Annotated in this window: 21 protein-coding genes; 8 read left to right on the top strand and 13 right to left on the bottom strand. The window is 51.2% G+C overall.

The window, feature by feature from the left end:
- Positions 1-50: 50 nt before the first annotated feature.
- Complete coding sequence (locus tag RJP21_RS11800) at positions 51-1,175, top strand: carboxypeptidase-like regulatory domain-containing protein (protein ID WP_310859436.1); 1,125 nt, start codon at positions 51-53, stop codon at positions 1,173-1,175.
- 86 nt (positions 1,176-1,261) lie between these two features.
- Here RJP21_RS11800 and RJP21_RS11795 read toward each other — a convergent pair whose 3' ends face one another.
- Positions 1,262-1,711 (bottom strand): WGxxGxxG family protein, encoded by a 450-nt coding sequence (locus RJP21_RS11795; protein ID WP_310859435.1) that lies wholly within the window; start codon positions 1,709-1,711, stop codon positions 1,262-1,264.
- A gap of 174 nt (positions 1,712-1,885) precedes the next feature.
- Here RJP21_RS11795 and pqqA point away from each other — a divergent pair, with 174 nt between their 5' ends.
- The 5 genes from pqqA to pqqE are packed head-to-tail and all read left to right on the top strand — an operon-like array spanning position 1,886 to position 5,125.
- Entirely contained in the window at positions 1,886-2,020 is a 135-nt protein-coding gene (pqqA, locus tag RJP21_RS31265; protein ID WP_397386206.1) for a pyrroloquinoline quinone precursor peptide PqqA, read from the top strand.
- Between the two features lie 54 nt (positions 2,021-2,074).
- Positions 2,075-2,992 (top strand): pyrroloquinoline quinone biosynthesis protein PqqB, encoded by a 918-nt coding sequence (gene pqqB, locus RJP21_RS11790; protein ID WP_310859434.1) that lies wholly within the window; start codon positions 2,075-2,077, stop codon positions 2,990-2,992.
- A gap of 2 nt (positions 2,993-2,994) precedes the next feature.
- The gene (gene pqqC / locus RJP21_RS11785; protein ID WP_310859433.1) at positions 2,995-3,705 is read left to right on the top strand and encodes a pyrroloquinoline-quinone synthase PqqC; all 711 of its coding nucleotides are present in this window, start codon (positions 2,995-2,997) and stop codon (positions 3,703-3,705) included.
- Complete coding sequence (gene pqqD / locus RJP21_RS11780; RefSeq protein ID WP_310859432.1) at positions 3,702-3,980, top strand: pyrroloquinoline quinone biosynthesis peptide chaperone PqqD; 279 nt, start codon at positions 3,702-3,704, stop codon at positions 3,978-3,980. Before pqqC ends, pqqD begins: the two co-directional genes overlap by 4 nt.
- Positions 3,971-5,125, top strand: a complete 1,155-nt coding sequence (pqqE, locus tag RJP21_RS11775; protein WP_310859431.1) for a pyrroloquinoline quinone biosynthesis protein PqqE — start codon at positions 3,971-3,973, stop codon at positions 5,123-5,125. The genes pqqD and pqqE overlap by 10 nt, the downstream gene beginning before the upstream one ends.
- Before the next feature lie 184 nt (positions 5,126-5,309).
- On the opposite strand, the gene RJP21_RS11770 is transcribed toward pqqE, so the two are convergent.
- The 3 genes from RJP21_RS11770 to RJP21_RS11760 form a co-directional block, all read right to left on the bottom strand.
- A complete protein-coding gene (locus RJP21_RS11770) occupies positions 5,310-5,561 on the bottom strand; it encodes a hypothetical protein (RefSeq protein WP_310859430.1) in 252 nt (83 codons plus the stop codon).
- A 369-nt stretch (positions 5,562-5,930) separates the two neighbouring features.
- Entirely contained in the window at positions 5,931-6,155 is a 225-nt protein-coding gene (locus RJP21_RS11765) for an NAD-dependent epimerase/dehydratase family protein (protein ID WP_310859429.1), read from the bottom strand.
- Positions 6,156-6,177: 22 nt separating this feature from the next.
- Positions 6,178-6,465 carry a GNAT family N-acetyltransferase gene (locus RJP21_RS11760; RefSeq protein WP_160044938.1) on the bottom strand — a complete coding sequence of 96 codons (288 nt, stop codon included), beginning with the start codon at positions 6,463-6,465 and terminating at the stop codon, positions 6,178-6,180.
- 218 nt (positions 6,466-6,683) lie between these two features.
- Here RJP21_RS11760 and RJP21_RS11755 point away from each other — a divergent pair, with 218 nt between their 5' ends.
- Complete coding sequence (locus RJP21_RS11755) at positions 6,684-8,093, top strand: amino acid permease (RefSeq protein WP_310859428.1); 1,410 nt, start codon at positions 6,684-6,686, stop codon at positions 8,091-8,093.
- 81 nt (positions 8,094-8,174) lie between these two features.
- Here the strand turns inward: RJP21_RS11755 and RJP21_RS11750 are convergent, their stop codons facing one another.
- From RJP21_RS11750 to RJP21_RS11710, 9 genes are all read right to left on the bottom strand, one after another.
- A complete protein-coding gene (locus tag RJP21_RS11750; protein ID WP_310859427.1) occupies positions 8,175-8,663 on the bottom strand; it encodes a hypothetical protein in 489 nt (162 codons plus the stop codon).
- Positions 8,664-9,221: 558 nt separating this feature from the next.
- Entirely contained in the window at positions 9,222-9,779 is a 558-nt protein-coding gene (locus RJP21_RS11745) for a YdhK family protein (protein WP_310859426.1), read from the bottom strand.
- Between the two features lie 119 nt (positions 9,780-9,898).
- Positions 9,899-10,759, bottom strand: coding sequence for an NmrA family NAD(P)-binding protein (locus tag RJP21_RS11740; RefSeq protein ID WP_310859425.1), 861 nt, complete (start codon positions 10,757-10,759; stop codon positions 9,899-9,901).
- 38 nt (positions 10,760-10,797) lie between these two features.
- Complete coding sequence (locus RJP21_RS11735; RefSeq protein WP_310859424.1) at positions 10,798-12,228, bottom strand: MFS transporter; 1,431 nt, start codon at positions 12,226-12,228, stop codon at positions 10,798-10,800.
- 109 nt (positions 12,229-12,337) lie between these two features.
- Positions 12,338-12,919 (bottom strand): TetR/AcrR family transcriptional regulator, encoded by a 582-nt coding sequence (locus tag RJP21_RS11730; protein ID WP_310859423.1) that lies wholly within the window; start codon positions 12,917-12,919, stop codon positions 12,338-12,340.
- 174 nt (positions 12,920-13,093) lie between these two features.
- The gene (locus tag RJP21_RS11725) at positions 13,094-13,582 is read right to left on the bottom strand and encodes a cysteine hydrolase family protein (protein ID WP_310859422.1); all 489 of its coding nucleotides are present in this window, start codon (positions 13,580-13,582) and stop codon (positions 13,094-13,096) included.
- Positions 13,583-13,751: 169 nt separating this feature from the next.
- Complete coding sequence (locus RJP21_RS11720) at positions 13,752-14,165, bottom strand: GNAT family N-acetyltransferase (protein ID WP_310859421.1); 414 nt, start codon at positions 14,163-14,165, stop codon at positions 13,752-13,754.
- Between the two features lie 88 nt (positions 14,166-14,253).
- Complete coding sequence (locus tag RJP21_RS11715) at positions 14,254-14,670, bottom strand: ankyrin repeat domain-containing protein (RefSeq protein ID WP_310859420.1); 417 nt, start codon at positions 14,668-14,670, stop codon at positions 14,254-14,256.
- Between the two features lie 299 nt (positions 14,671-14,969).
- Positions 14,970-16,055 carry a glycosyltransferase family 4 protein gene (locus RJP21_RS11710; RefSeq protein WP_310859419.1) on the bottom strand — a complete coding sequence of 362 codons (1,086 nt, stop codon included), beginning with the start codon at positions 16,053-16,055 and terminating at the stop codon, positions 14,970-14,972.
- Between the two features lie 228 nt (positions 16,056-16,283).
- Between RJP21_RS11710 and RJP21_RS11705 the strand changes: the two genes are divergently transcribed.
- Positions 16,284-17,042 carry a YheC/YheD family protein gene (locus RJP21_RS11705; RefSeq protein ID WP_310859418.1) on the top strand — a complete coding sequence of 253 codons (759 nt, stop codon included), beginning with the start codon at positions 16,284-16,286 and terminating at the stop codon, positions 17,040-17,042.
- The last annotated feature ends 36 nt before the right edge of the window (positions 17,043-17,078 follow it).

Here is a 17,078-nt window from a genome sequence, read left to right as displayed (position 1 = left end):
GTTTCCAGCGTTACCCCGTTGCCATGAAGAAAGGGGCACAAACACCAACGATGAAACAACTCTATCGAATATCCATGTCACTCCTGTTGGCCGTAACACTTGCCGGCTGCGCCGGGCACTCATCCCGGCACGCCACTGAAGCACTACCGTCATCACCGGAGACGAAACACGACGTTCGGCTTGAAATCGATCAGCCTGTGTTCCCGATCAAGCAATGGAAAGCCGACGGGTCCCACATGACTTCCGTAAAAGGGAAGCTGCTGATCGATGATCGGCCGGTGGCGAACGGCATGCTGCATCCAAGCAACACGGCAACTCATGTCATGACCGGTAAGGACGGCTCGTTCAAGATCACCCTCGATCAAAGCCTGCTGTCCGACATCAAAGTCAACGTAAGCTCGCTCGATCAAGCAACCGTTTCCGGGAAACGGCTTACGAAAGATATGACAAAGTCGCTTCAATCGGCTTCCGCAACGGTCAGCGTTTATTATCCGATTCGGATTACCAATGTCGAAGATGCTCCCCAAGACGACTCGCAGGTTCACGTTCACGGGCAAGTCATCCCCGGCAAAGGCGACGTCGTATCCTATTTTCAAGTCGATAAATATCGTATGGGAGGCGTCGTGAAGGATGCGGTCGGCAAACCGGTCGAAAATGCCGTCGTCTGGTTTGACCGGGACAAAGGCGAAGGGTTCGGAAAGTCCACGCCGACCGACCGGAACGGCAACTATTCCATATATTATTGGCCTGAGGACGAAGATACCCATTTATCGGTTACGGTCGGGACGAAACGATACACGCTTCCGAAAGGCAGAGTTTTCAGAATGCCTGAACAGACGAGCGTTGAGATCGATATCATGTTGCCCAAAAAAGGCACGGTCATCGACGACAAACCCCCGAGCCTGGTCAGCGTAACGTCTGCGGGAGCCATGTACACCGGGGTTCTGGTCGGATTAAACCTCCCGAAAGAGGTTCCGTATACCGCTACGATTCCGGACAAGCAAGGACGTTTTGTCATTACGGTTTCGAAAAAAATATGGGAGCAGAAACCGGCATTTTTCGAAACGACGGCTTCAAAATTCGTGGAGGGCAGCCTAACTACGGGAGATTCGCTTCCCCCGCATTACTTTCAGCCTGCCGAAGAAGATCCGAAGAATATAACGCCGATGATGTAAACATCGATAAAGCCCTGACATAGGTCAGGGCTTCAGCTGTATAGAGCAAAATTCAAATTCATTTTTCATCTGGTTCGCCTGCAAAATTATCTGCGCTCTCGCCCCGGGTTTCGGCCCCACATTCCCGCAAGTCCGATCAAACCGAGCAGACCAAGCCATCCCCAGTTCCAGCCGCCCCGGTCCGTTGGGGTTGAAGCGGCGCGCAATCTGTTATCCGTGTTGCCATTCAGCGTATTCATGCCGTATCCGGTGTAATTATTGGTTTGAATTCTGCCTGTATCGATCATTTGGTTATTCGTATTCCAGTATTGGCTGCCGGTTCCTGTTCCATAAACGCTGACATCATAATTCGATGTAGTCCCGACTTCGTTGATTCTGTAACGGGAACCATCGTACGCTTTTGTTCCCACGGTTCCCATTCCGTTGCCCATCCCGCCGTTGCCGCCGTCCTCCGTCGTCGTATGGGCATAGGCCGGAACCGTCAGCATCAAAGACAGGACTGCGGCCATGAAGCCGCTTTTGATATGTCTTTTCATAAGGTACCTACCTTTTGCAAATGTGGATTTTATGCCTTGCGTTATTGTGCCGCATCGCCTTCGTTCTTATGCAATGATAAGCCCGCCTGCAGCCGATTCTGACCTGGGACACCTCAGGCGCGGAACGGTTGGTTATTGTTATACAATGTCAAAACGAAACATAGGATATAAACAATGATGCTACAGTCTCTTCTCTTCATGAAATTGGAGAGCATGATCCTCCAGGGGGTGAGCGAAATGTGGGTTAAGCCGGAGTTTGAGGTCATTGAGGTATGTGCCGAGGTAACCGCATATGCGTATCAAAAGTAAAAATCGAGAACATGCCGGAGAAATCCGGCATCTGTTTTTTGGGGAGGAAGGAACATGTTTGTGAAGGTGCTGGGATCCGCGGCGGGAGGAGGTTTTCCGCAATGGAACTGCAACTGCCCGAATTGCCGTGGCGTGCGGGGGGATCATCGCTTTTACCGCGCCCGCACGCATAACTCACTAGCCGTCAGCGACGACGGCAAGGCGTGGGTTCTTTTCAACGCCACTCCGGACATTCATGCCCAAATCGTTTCCCACGGCGAACTTCAGCCCGATGGCAAAGTGCGCGGCACTCCGATCTTCGCCGTGCTGCTTACGGATGCGGAGCTTGACCATACGATCGGGCTGCTGCATTTAAGGGAATCCGCAGAAATAGAGGTGTATGCGGCGTCCCCTGTTTTGCGAGCTCTTGAAGGCCCCTTCCCGATCCGTCAAATGCTTGGGCCTTATGCGGCGTTCACATGGTCTGAAGTGAAGCTGAACGAATCTTTTCCACTTTTTGGGGGGAGACTAATCATACACCCGTTTTATTTGGGCGGAAAACCTCCCAGGTATGCAGCCGACCCGGATAAAAAAGAACCCGGCGCTCTCTCCCCTTGGGTGATCGGATACCGCATCGAGGACCAACGGACGGGTGGCAGCGTTGTATACGCGCCCGGAGTGGAATCATGGACGGATGAACTGGACCGGCATTCGGAGAATGCCGACTGCATTTTGATGGACGGAACCTTTTGGCAATCGGATGAGCTTAACACGTTGGGCATCTCCGAATTGAAGGCGAGTGACATGGGACATCTTCCGATCGCCGGTCCGGGCGGAAGCCTTGAACGCCTCGCCAACCTATCGGCAGGCCGCAAAATTTACGTGCACATCAACAACACCAACCCGATACTTCACGAAGATTCTTCGGAAAACCGCTGCCTGAAGGCGCTCGGAATCGAGGTTGGTTACGACGGTTTGGAATTGGAGGTCTGAACGTGAGCAACTATTTACTGTCCAATGAAGAATTAACGATGAGGCTGAAGGAAGTCGGGGAGCTACGATACCATGATAAACATCCTTATCATATCCGCATGCATGAAGGTAAGCTGAGTCCGGAACAGCTTCGGGCTTGGGTAGCGAACCGGTTTTATTACCAAAAAAATATTCCCGTCAAGGACGCGATCATCCTGTCGAAACTGCCGAACAAGGAAGATCGTCGCCAATGGATTCAGCGCATTATGGACCATGACGGAACGGCGGAACATGAGGGCGGAATCGAAGCCTGGATCCGTCTCGGCGAAGCCGTCGGCATTCCGAGGGAGGAAATGCTCGACGAGCGCCATGTGCTCCCGGCCGTCCGCTTCGCGGTGGATGCCTACGTCAACTTCTGCCGCCACAAACCGTGGCTCGAAGCCGTTGCGTCTTCGTTGACGGAGCTGTTTGCGCCCATTCTCATTTCGCACCGGATCGCCGTGTTTGAACGGCTCTATCCATGGATTCGGCCGGAAGGGCTGGAGTATTTTAAAGCAAGGCTGCACCAGGCCCCCCGCGACGCGGATCACGGGCTCGAACTCGTATTGCGCGAATGCAGGGATCGCCGGGACCAGGATAAAGCCATCGCTGCGCTTCATTTTAAGTGCGATGTATTATGGGCCATTTTGGATGCGTTAAGTTTGGCTTATCCGGATGCGGAGAACGAACGATGATGCGCTTGGAACTGTCGGAGCAATTCAGGCTGCGAAACCCGGCCCGGCTGAAATTCGATAAAGCAAGGCAAACCGATTTGCTGCTTCTTCCGGAACGCGTCGTACGCCTGAATCCCACGGCGGGTGCGATCCTATGGCTGTGCAACGGCGAACGGACGGTTGGCCAGATTATCGAGGAACTGGAGTCGAAATACAATCAGTCCGATCTGGAAGCGGATGTTCTCGATTTTCTGGCGCAGGCGGCGGATAGAGGGTGGGTGGAACCGTGGAAATAAACATCCCCTACGCCCTTACGGCTGAACTTACGCATCGCTGCCCCCTTCATTGCGTTTACTGTTCGAATCCGATCGAACTTCAAAAAAGGGAACGCGAGCTTACGACCCGGGACTGGATCAACATATTGGAAGAAGCAGCAGACCTGGGGATCGTGCAGGTCCACCTCACGGGCGGGGAACCGCTATTGAGGCCGGACGTGGATCGGATCATTAAGCGGGCCCGCGAACTGGGCCTTTATGTCAATTTGATCACCAGTGGCGTGGGAGTCACGGAAAAACGCATTCGGCAGCTCGCGCATGCGGGCATCGATAGCATCCAACTTAGCGTTCAAGCGCCAACGGCCGAACTCGGCGATGCGATCGCGGGATCTTTTGCCCATGAATACAAAAAAAGAACCGCGGCATGGATCCGGGAGGCAGATTTGCCTTTACATATGAATGTCGTATTGTACAGGCAAAATATACATGCAGTGGAGGAAATGATCGGGCTTTGCGTGTCATGGGGAGCTGAACGTTTGGAGCTGGCCAATGCCCAATACTACGGTTGGGCTCTTTTGAACCGTCAGCACCTCCTCCCTACGAAAGCGCAGCTGGCCGCCGCCGAGGAGGCATATGCGCGCGCCAAGGCGCGTTACGGCCGGCAAATCGAACTGATTTGGGTCATTCCGGATTATTATGAAGATTTCCCGAAACCTTGCATGGGCGGATGGGGCAGCATCTCGATGACCGTAACGCCTGATGGAAGGGTGCTGCCCTGCACGGCGGCATCCGATATCAAAACGATGAAATTCGAGTCCGTGAAAGAAAAAAGCTTAAAATGGATTTGGGAGGAATCCCCATCCTTCAATGCATTCCGCGGGTTTGACTGGATGGCAGAGCCATGCCGGAGCTGCGAGCACCGTTTCCGGGATTTCGGGGGATGCCGCTGCCAGGCCTTTCTATTGACAGGCGATTCGCAGCAAGCCGATCCTGTATGCAGCCGATCCCCTCACCATGGAATCATTACCGGAATCATTTCCTCTATAAACGATACGAACACTGAAGACCATAAACGAACGGATTCCGGGGCTGATCTGCTTGTCCCCTTCTTTTCCTATCGCGGCAGACCGATTCTAAACGGAAAAACGTCACTTGAACAGCCTTGATCGGGCAAACGTGGGCATCATTTTGATAAAGATCGTACCGAGGTCATTCTACGGAACTGTCACGATGAAAAAGTAATTTATACAAAAGATAAGGAGCCGGTGACTCATCATCGGCTCCTTATCTTTTGCCTATTTCCGGGCAAATCGAATGGTAAATTTCAAAATGAGGCCATCGCTCCCAATCCTAGGATTGGGATTCAAGGCCGGCCGCCGCCTTTGCTTCTACCGCTTCGGTCACTCCACTTTCGGCCTCCTGCTTTTCAAACATCTTGCCGATTTTCCAACCGATACCTATATTCAGAACCGCCATCGCCGCGAACAACACGACGTCCCCCCACGGCTCCGGAAGCAGCAGGTCCGCCAGCAACCATCCGCCGGCCATCGAAGCTCCCGTTATGGCACCTTTTACGGAAGATTTCAAGTGAATTTTCCCCATTCCCCATACCTCCATTGATGGACTAGCCTTACATCGAGGCTGAAGCTGAATTTGCCGTGTCTATGATGATTGTGGAAACAAGCTTGCCCAGCCATGCCGAACACCTTGTCTTTTTTCCTTCTATCGGCTTCTTTCCGGGTGCCGGATGCATGCCGGCATGCATCGACCCTTGCCGACAAATGTTTGCGGACATAAACCGTCTTTGCTTACCTAGATCGATTATATGTCGGGGACAAAAACGATTATGCTTCAAAACCAAGAAGATTGTCTTTAAGAGCGCATTTTGTTCAATCCAGGCGATCGCCGCCCGATGTTTCGACACGACGCTCCGCCATGCGGACGTTTGGCCCTCCCTGGAATTCGCCGATGTCATGCTTCATCCTTTGCCCAGCCAAAATGAAGCACCGTATCCACGCCCTGAAGCGCAGCTTCCACGGCCGGCGCATCCGTCACGTCCAGCTTGATGATTCCGCCGCCCGGGTCCGCATTGACGTCGGTCGCGATCACGTCGTACCGGTTTGATGACTTCAACCCTTCAGCCAGGCAGCTTCCGATCCGGCCGGCTGCTCCGGTGATCAGAATTTTTCGCCGCATGCCTTGCCCCCCCTTTGATTGATCAAGCTTTTTCTTCCTGATGCCACACATCCTTGTAGTCCTTATGCCGTTTAAATTGTACCAAAGCAAATGAACAAGCAGGAACGATCCGTTTGCCTTCCTTCCTGGCCCAATCCACTACGGCCTTCACGAGCTGATCGCCGACCCTCTGCCCCCGAAGCTCTTCCGAGACAAAGGTATGGTCAATCATAACCGTCCGTTCATCGATCGGCTGAAACGTGATTTCCGCAACTTCCCGCCCATCTTCGACCATGACGTATCCGTGGTCCGCTTCCCGTATCTCTCGCATGGGGTTCACCCTCCTTATTCCATTTATCAACATACTCTTGTATTTTTCCCCGTTCCCCGATACAGCGAAACATTCGGGAGTACTTCGCAGGAAAAAAATCGGTTCGCCTAAAATTTACTCTGGTGCTTTACCAGAAGAAAGTGTATTATTAGTACCTGTCAGTGTTTTTTTATATGCGACTTAAATTTCCATCATCAATGCTAAAGGAGTTTAACATCATGACCAGACACAAATTAGGCTTCTGGATCCTGACCGCCCTTGTGGTCGGCAACATGGTCGGTTCAGGCATCTTTATGCTTCCCCGTTCCCTGTCGGAAGCGGCAAGCCCGGCCGGTGTTCTTCTGGCATGGGCCGCGACGGGGCTCGGCGTTCTGATGCTCGCGCTAGTTTTCGGTAGTCTGGCGCTCCGCAAGCCCGAGCTTACCGGCGGCCCCCAAATTTATGCGAAGGAGCTGTTCCGCGAAGGATCGCTTGGTTCCCTTCTCGCAGGATTTATGTCGACCTGGGGCTACTGGGTCGGCAATATCGCCGGCTTTGTAGCCGTGATCACGACGTTTGCGAGTTATTTGTCCACCTTTTTTCCCGTGCTGACAAGCGGCAAGGTATGGCTGTCCGTCGGCGGATTCACGTTAAAAGCCGGCAACGCGCTGACATTCCTCGTCTGTTCGCTGCTGCTGTGGGGCACGCATGCCATTTGCATGAAAGGCATCAAAGGCGCGGGACGGCTGAATTTTATTGCCACGGCGACCAAAGTGGTCGGGTTTGTCCTTTTTATCGTGATCGCATTATTCACTTTCCAGAACAGCAACATCGGTCCGTTTTTGGCTCCGCGCACGAATGACAGCGGCCAAACAATCGGTTTGCTCTCCCAGGTGAACGCGGCGGCCGTCGCAACCCTGTGGGCTTTCATCGGCGTGGAATCGGCCATGGTTTTCGCGGCGCGCGCCCGCCGGAAGCAGGATATTCGCCGGGCGACGATCGCCGGCCTGCTGATTTCCATCGTTCTCTATGTCGGAATCAGCGTCCTGACGATGGGCCTGCTGACGCAGGATCAATTGGCGGCTTCCCAGAACCCGCTGGTGGACGGCATTTCCGCCGCGATCGGCCCGGTCTACGGCAAGCTTCTGGCCGGCCTTGGACTGATCAGCTTGCTCGGCTCCACGATCGGCTGGGTGCTGCTTAGCGCCGAGGTGCCGTTTCAAGCGGCCAAACAAGGCGTGTTTCTTCGGCCGTTCGCCAAAGAAAACGACATGGGCATGCCGAAAGCATCGCTTTGGATTTCGAACGCGCTTGGACAGTTGTTGCTTCTGTCTACGGTGTCGGGCTCCATCTCGGCAGCATTCGATTTTATCATTTATATCGCTACGCTTGCTTATTTGGTTCCCTATTTGATCGCATCAGTGTATCATCTTAAGCTGATTTGGACGGGCGAAACCTACTCTTTACGCAAGGAAAGGGTATCCGAAGGGATCATCGGGATGCTGGCTTTCATTTATTCGGCATGGGTCATCGTGGCGGGAACCGCGAACCTGAAGACGTTCCTGCTTGGACTCGCGCTCATCGGCAGCGGCATTCTTTTTTACCCGCTTCTGCTCCGGAATCGGAAAACCAACAGCAAGACCGTATAAGCCATGTGCTGCTGATAGCGGATAAGGCGTCCATCCTTCGATGGGCGCCTTTGTATGAGTATATTAATATCGATCTCTCAATTAAGAACCAATGAACAGCTTCTGACCGGAGAAAACTGCCGAATAACCAAGCCTGTACAACTCAAAATAAGGTGCAAGCGGGTCCCCCTCCAGGCCGTATCGATGCGACTGCAGGTAGTAGGAAATCCAATAGTCGCAGTCGATCGAATAGTAGGCTTCATGTAAGATCTGAACGGGATCATCGTAATCGGTATGTTCGGACACGAGGTCGGAAAGCGCCTCATAAACAATAGGATCATACCGATCATGCGAGCGGTATTCCTCGATCTCCCTTGGGGCAAGAACAACAACCTCTTCGATTCCGTCCAAATAGGACGCGGCTTCTTCCGCGCCATCAAGATCCGCGTGTTCCTTCAGCAGATGCTTGAGCCCGCGAATCAAATGTTCGCCATAATTTTTAAGCACGTCTTCGGCTACATGTACGGTTTTCCCGTAAAAATAACCCGGCACTGTGTCTTTCGCTAAAATCGTCCGGATCGAGCATATCATAGATCGGGGTGATCCGCCGTAAATACTCGGCCGCGTTTTCAAGCGGTAAAAAGGTGGCTTCCTCCCCTTTCCCGCTTGGCATGTACATCTGAAAATAGCCATAAAACGCGACGTCCTCAATTTCTTCGCCGTCCGCTTCCTCATCCATTAGACCAAGCAAATACTTCGCATACTCCTGAGTGTTGATTTACCTCATCTCCTTCCATAAATAGTGAAAACTGACCGTAGTTCACAGACTATCGTGGTTGTTTTGCTCTATGGTTGCGATTGCCCTATGTATTTTGCCGCTCCCGGCATTAGCTGGCGAAAAGTCCCTTTGGCCAACTTGCACTTATTCGGCATTCGTCCATCTTGAATCCAGCAGCCGCAGCGCTGTCTTTTCAAGTATAATATGATTCAAAACGAAATGAATAGTGCCGGTCAAAACTGAATAGATACTCCAACCCGCCTCCCCATCATCGCCTCAAGAAGCAAAGACCTTCTGAGTATAGAAAAAATCCCGTCTCTTCAGAGACAGGATCTTCCCGCTGTTTCCCGCAGACCGGCCGGCCCGGGTGCTCAGCTTTTATATAATCTTTCGGAAAGTTCCCTTTCCACAACCCACTTATGATTTTTCACCGGGGCTCCGCCCTTCGCAGGCGTGTAATCCACCATATAAACCGTCGTCCGATTGGCCGTATCGATTGTAGCCTGCGCCCCCTTCATGCCTTCCATATGATCGGCCTCAAGAATTACCTTCGCACCTTGCTCCAAAGGTTTGCTGCCGGCGTCCTTGATCTCCTCCTGGATGACCCACTTATGGTTCTTTACCGGTTTACCGCCGTTCGTCGGGGTATACGTTACAGAGTAGGCTATCGTATCATAGGCCCCCACAACTTTGCCGGTCGCTCCGTTCATGCCGGACATATGCTTGGCGTGGATAACCACGTCTTCTCCCACATGATAGGTTGGACTCATGGCTTCTTTTAACCCTTTCGGAATTTCTCCGGAATCGGAATGATGCATGCTCATCATATCCATTTCCGTTGGGGCGCTTTCCGCGGCCTTTTCGGCATGGTCGCAGCCGCTTAAAACGAGCATGGCCGCGATGCCCAAAAAAGCGAAGACTTTATTCATCGTTGTCACACACCTTTTCGTATTGAATCGATACCGGGAAACCCGGGACTTTTATCATTTTTACCCAATATTACCCGGTTCATAGGTGTGGTGAGCGAAATGTTCATTGAACTGCTTGATCATTTGGCGGTTTTCCAATACGCGGCATGTTCTTCGGCAAACTTTTTCAGGGATTTCGGCGGGCGTCCGGTGATTCGTTCCACGGTGTCGGTCACCAAATCCTCCTTGCCATAAAGTCTGATATCCTCATCCATCCCTGCAAGAAAACGGGCGTAATCCTGAGGCATCCCGAATGCTATGAAACGATTCGCCAGTTCTTGGGTTGGCACGTTGACGTGATGGATCGTCCGGCCGGCCGACGCGCCGATGATTTCTCCCGCTTCGGCGTAAGTCAAAGAATCGGGCCCCGTAATGATATGATCCGCATTGTGAGGCTGCTTGTCGGTCAGCGCCCTAACACCGACTTCAGCAATATCGTCGGCATCTACAAAACCGACCCTACCCGATCCGGTTGCCGTTACGATGGTCCCATCGTTCAAAATTTGCGCGCCGTGACTGTCCACGAAATTTTGCATAAAATAGGACGGCCGAAGCACCGCCCATTCCGGCGCCAGTTCACGTATAGCTCGATGGATCTTGCCAAAAACCGGACCCTCTTCGGGGATCGATGCGCTGCCGAGAAACACAATTCTGCGAACGCCTGTCTTGAGCGCTCTCTCCAAAAACGGCATCACGATTTCCGAAGGATCCATCACGGCAATCGGACCTACCAAATAAAGCTTATCAACGTCCTTCAAAGCAGCCTCATGCGTGGATTCGTCGAACCAATCAAAGATCGCGTGTTCATTGGCGCCGTTTGGCAACGACTTGCCCCGGCCGGCCGTTCGAATCGCATAACCCAAATCCGTAAGCCGTTTGGCTATCCGGCTCCCTGTTTTTCCGCTTGCCCCAGTGATTAATATTTTTCCGTTTTGATTCATATTGCTTGCTCCTTTTTTAGATTGATTGGTCCAAAATGTTAACGGGAAGATATTCCTTGTCTATCGACCTCGGATGTTCGTTTTTTCTGTTTAAGCGTCATGAAAGCAACCAATATGCCCAGCAACGTTATTACCAAGGCAACGGTAAATGCAATATGCACTGCATGATTCAAGTCGAACGGCTTTGAAGTTTCCAGCTTGATGTCTGATCCCAGGCTCGCAGAAATGATGGCCATAATGATGGCCAACCCTACCGAACTGCCGATTTGCTGGCCTGTCGAAACGATGGCCGACGACACCCCTTGGTCTCGTGGTTCAATACCGGTGCCGCCCGCAATGAACATGGTCGTAAACACAAGCGCTTGCCCTAAGCCGATAATGACGGTGCCGGGAATCATTCCCCACACGGTGCCCTTGTCGGAAAGTTGCGTAAGCAGAATAAAGCCTATGCCGCCCAAAGCCATGCCGATGGCAATCGTACCCGCCGTGCCTGCCGCACCCAGCATCTTGTTGATGAGTCTCGAACCCAAAAGAGCGCTGATCGTGAGCGGCAAGAAGCTTAAACCGGACTGAATGGCCGAATAGTGCAATACATCCTGCGTGTATAAGGTAAGAAAGTAATACAGCGTACCGAAGGAAGCCGAGAACAAGGCCGCGGTTAACGCCGCTCCGGAAAGATTGCGGTTGCGGAATAATCGGAATGGAACCAACGGTTCTTTCGCGAAACGTTCAATGACGGCAAACCCGATGAACAATGCTGCGCTGATCAGTCCAAACGGCAGCGTCCCCATGCTCAGCCAGCCTTCAATCGGAGATTGGATCAAGTAATAGACGAGGAGGATCATTCCTCCGGTGACGGATATCGTTCCGAGTGCGTCAAAATGTTTATGTCCGGGTCCGGCTTTGCTTTCCACCAGAACGGATGGCGCAAGGATCAAGGCGATGAGGGAAACCGGAACATTAACAAAAAAAGTGAACTCCCAGCCGAGATAGCTGGTCAATATTCCGCCGAGCAGCAATCCGAGGGACAGGCCCACGCCTCCCATCGCCGCCCAAATGCTCATCGCCCGGTTACGCTCCGCACCTTCGTCAAAATTGGACATGATCAGCGACAGCGTTGACGGTGACAGAAGCGCCCCGCCGAGTCCCTGCAACCCTCTGGCAACAATGAGCAACACTTGGGAGCTCGCCAAACCGCCGATGAGCGAACCAACGCCAAAGAGCGCAATGGCGATCATAAACATCCGCCTCCGCCCCAACATGTCGGACAATCTTCCTCCCAACAACAAAAATCCGCCGTACACGAGCGAATAGGCGCTGACGACCCACTGCAAATGATTGGCAGAAAACCCTAAATCCGCTCCGAGCGAAGGCAATGCCACAAAAACAATCGTGTAATCCAACGCCAACATCAGTTGGGATACGGCGAGAATCATAAGCGCCAAACCTTTATGCCTGCTTGTATTCATGCAAACTCTCCCTTTTATCAATTATAGACCAAACAGTCCGATTTATTTAGATTTTTTGACCAATCGATCCGAAATAGCCGAATGAGGGGAAGCGTCAAACAACGCTTCATCAATCCAGCACCGAAAGCGTAACCGCGGCGATCTCCTCCAATTCCTTGGGATCGTTCATTAGTTTAGCCGCTTGCGTCATCGCATATCTTGCATGGTACAAATACCGCGCCAGCATGTGCAGGTCCTTGCCAACGCTAATCTCCCCTTGATTTTGAGCGCGGACCAGCGCTTCATGGAACGCTTTTTCCAAACGTGACCGGTCTTGCTCAAACAGCGCCGCAATGTCCGGGTCATGGGGGATTTGGTCGATGGCGCTGTGCAAAATCATACATTCCCTGCGCCGCTCTTCATCCTGAAGCACGGACACGATCGTTCGAAAAATTTCGGCGATCGCTTTTTTTACGGACTCCCCACCTTCCAAATGGGCTACGACCCCGGATGACTTTTCGTTAACGTAATGTCTGACCGCTTTGATGAACAAATCTTTTTTCGTACCGTAAGTGTCGTACAAACTTTGGCGGGCGATCCCCAGTCCGTCAAGCAAGGTTTGCAATGATGTGCCTTCGTACCCGTAATGTCCAAACACTTCCATCGCTTTATGCAGGACAAGGGTCGTATCGAATTCCTTGTTTCTTGCCATGTAAATGATACCTCTTTTCTATATCTCTTCATGCAATCAGCAAGTCGATCAAACTTATCGGACTGTTCAGTCTAAAACAATCAGCTCAAAGCCTCCTTTCCTTCGTGAACTGAATATTATCATTTCCGGATCGTTCAGTCAATAATGAATTGGAGGCCGTTTATTTTCCCGATTTTATTTATGGATTAAATATTCAACGACGGGGTAAGAAATCACATTCCTGTCCCGATAGGTCGTTGTGATCACATCAGGGGAATTGCTTAAAATTCCATTTTGCAACATAACCGGTTTAAACCCTCTTTCAACGGCTCCGTTGTAAGTAAACAATACGCACTGTTCTGCGGCGAATCCGGAAATGATGATCAGCTCTACGTTTTGATCCGATAACGTTCGTTCCAAATCCGTCTTCCAAAATGCGCTCGAGTGTTCTTTGGTTAGAATCAAGTCCTTAGCGTCAACCCGGATTTCCGGAATGGTTCGAAATAAATCCTTATTGGATTCGTCCATGCCTTCAATGTCTTGGACATGTACGACAACATGACCGTTCCGGCGAAGCACATCCGAAACATAGTTGATATATTCGCAAGCCCGGTTAATAATTTTGTTATCCAAATTCTCAAGGTGGATCGTCTGCATATCGATAATTAAAAAGCCGACCTTCATTGCGGCCGCTCCTTCCAAAATGTTACTTTAAAGTAATTGATCCCACAAAAATGTGAAACAGTAAAATATCTCCGAATCCGATTTGTTATCATCGTACCATACGCTCTCCTGCTGCGGTCGGGAGTGTTTTTTTATAGCCATTATTTCTCGGCCAGTAAAACAGCTCCCGTCAATTGTATTTTTTGTACATGCCTACGGATGCCGGGGCGCCGTATTCGAAGCCGTACTGCCGATACAGCCGATCGGCCGGCACATCGGCCATTAAGCTGACGTAAGCCCCTTTCGTGGCATGTAGGTCCAAATAGGCCGTAATTTCCGACATGATTCGTTTACCCAGCCCTTGGCCTTGATGTTCAGGGGACACGGCAATATCCACGACATGGAACATGCAGCCGCCGTCGCCGATGACCCTGCCCATGCCGATCAATTCCCCTTCCATCCTGATCGTAACGACGAACAAGGAATTGGGCAGCCCCCTGCGGGAAGCTTCGATATCCTTGCCGCTGAGGCCCGACTTAATCCGAAGGTTGACGTATTCCTCCGCTTCGGGAGGCTCGTAACCGATTTGAAAATGCTTATCCACCGCGAAACATCCTTTCTCGAGGTCTATTGGCACATCATAACACATAATACAATGGCAACCCCAGCCGCTCATAACAGCGAGCAAATCTTTACCGTTCCGAAACCGAGGTTAGCAGCTCGATCATCTCGTTTTCCTCGCGGCTTTTGGCGATGTCGAGCGGGGTTTGACCATCTTTGTTCAGGCGCGATGGATCCGCCCCGTGCTGCAGGAGCACTTCGACGACATCCAGCCTTTCCTCCCCGTCGGACGCCTGCGCGTGAATCGGCGTGCTCCCGTCATCCTCTGCGGCATTGACATCCGCCCCATGCCGAATGAGCAGAGAAGCGATTTCAGGATACAAAACGATATGCAGCGGCGTTATGCCCTCGTCATTTTTTGCATGGACATCAGCCCCATGTTTTATTAAAAATTCCACCATGACTTCGTTGTCCGTCATCACTGCCGCGTGCAAAACCGAAAACTCGTATTCGTCCGCACCGTGAATCAGAACCGGCTCCGATTGCATAATCCGCTGAAGCTGCCATCCTCCGTCAGATTTTGGCTGATCCTAAATTCATCGATATGTTCGGGAAACGAACGGTTTCGGAAAACGGCGGAAAAATGCTGTTCGGCTTGTTCCGCCGCCTCCTTGCAATGATACTTGCAAACGTATTCTTTTGCCAACCGTCGGGGATGAATCTTCCCTTTTAACGCTTCGCGAAGTCATCCCGCTCCAGCATCAAATAATGACTCCAATGTCAATAATCCTTCTATTAAAATTGGATGTTAAGTCGCTCATCGGGCGCCAACCCTTCAGCCTTTCTATCATTGATATAGCGAAGCGAGCTTGTCGGCCGTTTGCTGCCAAGTGAAGTTCTGCATGACGCCGATTCTTCCGTTGGCTCCCATTTTACGCCCAAGTTCCTTGTTTTTCCCGAGTCGGATCAAATATTCCGCAAATCTTTCGGGACGCGAGTATTCATCCACCAAAAAACCGTTGCGCTCATGGATCACAGCTTCGGAAATTCCTCCGATATTTGAAGCGATCACAGGCAATCCGGAGGCCATAGCTTCGACATTCACGAGTCCAAAAGCTTCATGTTTTTGGGAGGGGCATACCAAACAGTCCGCGATCTGATATACCTTATGAATTTCCGAATGTTTTTGTTGGCCGATCCATCTTACAGGCACGCTTGACTTGGATGCCCAAGCCCTGAGATGCCTCATGTATGAAACGCTCCAACGCCCGGCAACGACCACTTGAAGAGGAACTTCTTTCCTGGCAAGGCCTGCCGCTTTCAGCAATACGTGTACCCCTTTTTGCGGAATGATGCGACCGACAAACAGAACGGTATACCTATCGCCTATGCCGAACTTTTTCCTGTATTGGGAACGATCGGCCTCGGTTACGGGGCGGAACCGATTCGTATCGACGCCAAGCTCAACGACCCGAATTTTTGGGGCCACATCGGGAAAACGGTTTGTTAATTTTTGTTTCAGCGAAATGCTGTTTGCAATGATCAGATCGGCATACCCTAACAGTTTGGCGACATGCTTGGTCGGCGGAACAAACGTGAGCGAATGCAGAAACAACGTGACCTTCATGGTTGGGAATGCCTTTTGGATAGATGCCATGTATTGGGGACGATTGTCAACCTGGATGACGTCATAATCCTTCCCTTGAATAAAGCGAAGAACCGAAGCAAGATAAACCTTTGAACTGCCTGATCGAACCCTGACGATATTGACTCCGCCTGCGTTGCTTTGAGCCGGAAGCCCCTTTGAAGCTCTGCTGACGACGGTTACCTTATGATTTTGGGCCAGCTGCTTGGCAATGGCAAGTATGCAAATCTCTACCGACCCATTGCCGGGAACGGGTATTCGCTCCGGTGCGACAATCAATATATTCATGTTTCCCTCTCCCTTTTTGCCACAAATACTGCTCTAACACTAACTATAAGTATTCAATCATTTAAGACAGGTACAGTCCCATTCACTTGTTGCCGGCCTTTTTTACGGATCGTTATACCTATAGTCTATTTGTGCATGATTTGTACGAATTCCCTGTTCGGGCAAGGCGAATACAGCATACAATGCGAAATCAAGCTGCATACGTTGGATTTGGAGGGATCGATGGGTATGAGCGAAAGAAAGCCGCGCAGATTTTTATTGAGTAAATGGACGAAAACAAAGGCACTCCTGACAAGCAATGAGGTGAAACCGTTTATTCCGGATACTCGCAGATTCAGTAAACCTACACTGAAGAAAATGCTGGAGCTTTACAAAATGGTCTACGCGAAACCCGAGGTCGGGACTTACGGCAAAGGGGTTATGCGCGTGCAGCGCCTGAATTCCGGTGCGTACAAATACCAAACGGGGACGACGGAAAGAACCTTTGGGGACTATGAAAGCTTGCACAACTCGATTCGGAATGTAACGGGGAAGAAAAGTTATCTCATTCAAAAAGGCATTCATTTGTTGAAGTATAATAAAAGGCGTTTTGATATACGGGTCATGGTACAGCTAAGCCCCAAAAGGGAATGGGAAACGACCGGTCTCATTGGCAGAGTGGCGCATCCCGGAAAAATCGTGACGAATTATCACAGCGGGGGCACGCCCATGGATGTCAAACCTTTACTTACCGCCCATCTCTCCGGCAGTGATATGAATAAAGTCATACATCGCTTGACCAAACTTGGCGTATCCACGGCAAAACACCTCCACAAAAAATACCCCGGGATCAGGCAAATCGGATTGGATGTTGGATTCGACGATTCTTGGACGCCATGGATTATCGAAGTGAACACGAATCCGGATCCTTTTATATTCAACAAATTAAAGGATAAGTCGATGTATAGGAAAGTCATGCGTTACAGAAGGGCTTCCGGGAAGCTCTAGATTGAAGGCGGGAACCCCGGGTTCCCGCCTTCATCT

It is taken from the genome of Paenibacillus sp. VCA1 (assembly GCF_031583795.1).
GTDB lineage: Bacteria > Bacillota > Bacilli > Paenibacillales > Paenibacillaceae > Paenibacillus_AQ > Paenibacillus_AQ albilobatus.
Note: the sequence above shows the minus strand (reverse complement) of the source record. Positions and strands in the feature narration are given on the sequence as shown.